Annotated in this window: 3 protein-coding genes; all 3 read left to right on the top strand. The window is 66.8% G+C overall.

What is annotated here, in order from left to right:
• A partial coding sequence (locus BIS11_RS11870; protein WP_253586096.1) for an EAL domain-containing protein occupies nt 1-2,297 on the top strand: 2,297 nt, incomplete at its 5' end.
• A 99-nt stretch (nt 2,298-2,396) separates the two neighbouring features.
• Nucleotides 2,397-3,812, top strand: coding sequence for an ethanolamine ammonia-lyase subunit EutB (locus BIS11_RS11865; RefSeq protein ID WP_253418751.1), 1,416 nt, complete (start codon nt 2,397-2,399; stop codon nt 3,810-3,812).
• Nucleotides 3,802-4,325 (top strand): ethanolamine ammonia-lyase light chain EutC (locus BIS11_RS11860; protein ID WP_253586095.1); only part of this gene is annotated, 524 nt, incomplete at its 3' end. The genes BIS11_RS11865 and BIS11_RS11860, both read left to right, overlap by 11 nt.

The raw sequence follows: 4,325 nt of genomic DNA, 5'->3' as shown, positions 1-4,325 counted from the left end.
TGTTGCGGCTGTTGAGCGAAAGCGGCGAGGCGGTCGTCAACGCCCAGGACGAAATCGCGCTGATGCAAGGCTGCTGCGACGTCGCCGTCGAGACCGGCGGTTACGCCGCCGCCTGGATCAGCCGGCCCGGCGAGCCAGGCCAGGCCGATTCGCTCAAGGTGAAGGCGATGTCTGATTGCGATGGCGAGGAGATCGCCTGGTTCAGCCCGCGCCAGCTGATGATCAAGCGCTACAGCCGCATGCTGGCACGCGCGGCGTTCGAGCAAGGCGAACCCGTCATCCTTGGCCGGAAACAGGATGCCCGTGGCGTCAGCGCGTCCCTCAAGCAGACGCTCCTGATGCTGGGGGTGAAGACCTTCATTGCGCTTCCGCTGATGTTCCGCGGGCAGCCGCTGGGCGTGCTCAGCTGCTACCACGCCCAGGAGGAGGGCATTTCCGAGCGCGAGCGCGAGGTGCTGGGCGAGTTGGCCAACGATATCGCTTTCGGCCTCGACAGCCTGGTGCGCCGCCAGACAGAGCAGCGTATCCAGCACGCGGTCACCCAGGTTGCCACGGCGGTTTCCGCCGATCACGGCGAAGCCTTTCTGTCCCGACTGACCGCGCACATGGCTGACGCGCTCGCCGCCGAGATCGGGTTCATCGCCATGCTCGACGAACACGATCCGGGGATCGCGTCGATGGTCTCGCTGCACGTGCGCGGTGAACGCCAGCCCGGCGTGCGTTATCGCCTTGCCAGCGTCCCCTGCGAAAAGGTCGTCAGGGAGCGGGAGTGCGTGGTACTCAAAGGCGCCCATATCCAGATGCCGGCGGAGACCGAGGGGACGCTGGACTGGGTAAATGGCTATATCGGCCGCCGCCTGGACGACGCCCGGGGCAATCCGATCGGCGTCGTCGGCGTGATGTTCGAGAAGCCCTTGACCCAGACCCGCATCGCCCGCGCGGTGCTGCAGATCTTCGCCGCGCGCGTCGGGGCCGAGCTTTGGCGCCAGCAGGACGAGGCGCGTATCCGCGAGCTTGCCTATCGCGATGAAGGCACGCGGCTGCCCAATCGGGCGGCGCTCATGCGCCACCTGACGCGGCATGTCGATGCAACGCCCAGCACACCCCTGGCGCTTTTGCTGCTGGGACTCAATCACTTCAAGGAAGTGAACGACACCGCCGGCCACTATGTGGGTGATCGGGTGCTGCAGGAGGTGGCTCGCCGTTTTGGCGAGGTACTGGGTGAAGAGCACTACCTGGCGCGCCTGGGCGGCGACGAGTTCGTGGTCCTGGCCTGCGGCATGGGCCAGGAGGCGGCGCTTGCGCTGGCGGCGCGCCTGCAGGCGTCACTTGTCCCGCCCATCGTGATCGAGCAGCACTCGGCGGAGATGAGTGCAGGCGTCGGAGTGTCACTCTACCCGGACCAGGCGAGCACGGCGCCCCGGCTGCTCCGGTACGCCGATATCGCCATGTACCAGACCAAGCGTCAGCCGCTGAGCGTGAGCCTGTTCGAACCCTGGATGGAGCAGAGGCTGCGCGAGAAGCTCCACATGGCCAAGCGGCTGGGAAGCGCCATCGCCGAGAAGCGTCTCGAGCTGCACTACCAGCCCCAGGTCGACCTGCGAACCGGCGCGCTGATCGGCGCCGAGGCGCTGGCCCGCTGGCACGACGACGAGCTCGGCCATGTCTCGCCCGGCGAGTTCATTCCGCTCGCCGAAGAGCGCGGCATGATGGTGGCGCTCGGCCGCTGCGTGATCGAGAAGGCCTGCCGGCAACTGGCCGCCTGGCATGCCCAGGGCCTCGAACTCACCGGGCAGTTGGCGATCAACGTGGCGGCGGATCAGTTCGATGACAACGACCTGATCGAGGCGCTGTTCGAGAACTGCACCGCCTATGCCATCCCGCCCTCGGCGCTCAGCCTGGAGCTGACCGAAAGCGGTGTCATGGTCAACCCGGAACAGGCCGTCGCCACGACCCGGCACTGCAAGAAGCAGGGCATGGGGCTTGCCATCGACGACTTCGGCACCGGCTACTCGTCGCTTGCCTACCTCAAGCGCTTTGCCGTGGACAAGATCAAGATCGATATCTCCTTCATTCGCGACATGCTCACCAGCGAGAACGACCGCGTGATCGTCGCCACCATCATCGCCATGGCCCATACCCTCGGGCTTGCCACCATCGCCGAAGGCATCGAGCGCACCGAGCAGATCGCCCCCCTGATCGCGATGGGGTGTACCCAGGGTCAGGGATATCTCTTCGACCGCCCCCTCACCGCCGATCAGTTCGCCCGGCGCTGGCTGACGACCCGACGTCGGTAGCGGCGGCTCTTGCCGAAACGCGATACCGGAATGCGGCGCCAGGCGCTAAGGTGAAAGGAGCATTCGCGCCTGGCGAGTCCGTGTGAGGAGGGCCGATCGATGAGCACGACGTACCGTACCCGGGTAGGCAGCAAGAGCTACCGTTTCCAAGGGCTTGGCGAGCTGATGGCCAAGGCGTCGCCTGCCCGCTCCGGCGACGCCCTGGCCGGCGTGATCGCCGAAAGCGCCGAGCAGCGCGTGGTCGCGCAGATGGTGCTGGCACAATTGCCGCTGACCACCTTTCTGAACGAGGCCCTGATTCCTTACGAAGAGGACGAGATCACACGGCTGATCATCGACGATCACGACGCGGCGGCCTTCGCGCCGATTCGCCATCTCACGGTGGGCGATTTTCGCAACTGGCTGCTCTCGGACCAGGCAACGCCGGAGATGCTGTCGAGGGTTCGCGCCGGCATCACCCCGGAAATGGCCGCGGCGGTGAGCAAGCTGATGCGCAATCAGGATTTGATCCTGGTGGCGAAGAAGTGCCGCGTGGTCACTGCCTTTCGCAACACTCTCGGCCTGGAAGGCCGGCTCTCCACGCGGCTTCAGCCCAACCACCCGACCGACGACGTCACCGGCATCGCCGCGAGCATTCTCGACGGGCTTCTGTACGGCAGCGGCGACGCGGTGATCGGCATCAACCCGGCCACCGACAACGTCGCCCAGAGCATCAAGCTGATGCGCCTGATGGACGAGGTGATCCAGAAGTACGAGATTCCCACCCAGTCCTGCGTGCTCACCCACGTCACTAACACGCTGGAGGCGATCGAGCAGGGCGCCCCGGTGGATCTGGTGTTCCAGTCGATCGGCGGCACCGAGGCGACCAATCGAAGCTTCGGCTTCGACCTGGCGACCCTCGCCGAGGCCGAGGCGGCGGCGCAGTCGCTCGGGCGCGGCACCGTCGGGCAAAACGTCATGTACTTCGAGACCGGCCAGGGCAGCGCGCTCTCTTCTGATGCCCACCACGGGCTCGACCAGCAGACCTGCGAGGCGCGCGCCTACGCGGTGGCGCGCAAGTTCGACCCGCTGCTGGTCAATACCGTGGTCGGCTTCATCGGCCCGGAGTACCTGTTCGATGGCAAGGAGATCACCCGCGCCGGGCTCGAGGACCACTTCTGCGGCAAGCTTCTGGGCGTGCCCATGGGGTGCGACGTCTGCTACACGAACCACGCCCAGGCCGACCAGAACGACATGGACAACCTGCTCACGCTCCTGGGCGTGGCCGGCTGCAACTTCGTGATGGGGATTCCCGGCTCCGACGACATCATGCTCAACTACCAGACCACCTCGTTTCACGATGCGCTCTACGCCCGCCGCGCGCTGGGGCTCAAGGCCGCCCCCGAGTTCGAGCAGTGGCTTGCGCGCATGCAGATCTTCGCGGACGTCGACACCCATCGCTTGAGCGATCGCGTGCCGGCGGCCTTCGCCCGGAGCTTGCGTCAACTCCCCGGGGAGGCGAGCCATGAAGCGTGATCCAGCACCAGCACCGACGATGCCGCAGACCCACGGCGTGGTCGAGAACCCCTGGGCGGCGCTTCGCGCCTTCACCGACGCGCGCATCGGCCTGGGTCGCGCCGGCGTCAGCCTGCCCACCGACAAGCTGCTGGCGTTCCAGCTCGCCCACGCCCGCGCCCAGGATGCGGTGCACTGCCCGCTGGACATCGACGCGCTTCGCGAGGCGCTGACGCAAGCGCTCGATCTTGACGCCGCGCCGATCGCGCTCAAGAGCCGCGCCGAGGAGCGTGCCATCTACCTGCAGCGCCCGGACTACGGCCGTCGGTTGAACGAGGCCTCGCGCGAAGCGCTCGAAAAGTGCGCCGAAAGCGTCGAGCCCAAAAGGCTCGCCATCGTCATCGTCGACGGCCTCTCTGCGCTGGCGGTGCAGCGTAACAGCGCGCCGTTTCTGCAGGCGTTCATCCGGGCGCTGGCGCAGGATACAGACGACTGGCGGCTGGCGCCGATCACGATCGTCGAGCAGGGGCGGGT

The sequence above is a fragment of the Halomonas sp. 707D4 genome (assembly GCF_024158685.1).
Taxonomy (GTDB): Bacteria; Pseudomonadota; Gammaproteobacteria; order Pseudomonadales; family Halomonadaceae; genus Vreelandella.
Note: the sequence above shows the minus strand (reverse complement) of the source record. Positions and strands in the feature narration are given on the sequence as shown.

Bases quoted from the DNA above. Each gene is read 5' to 3' on its own strand.
- BIS11_RS11865 (WP_253418751.1), top strand. From the start codon at position 2,397: ATGAGCACGACGTACCGTACCCGGGTAGGCAGCAAGAGCTACCGTTTC.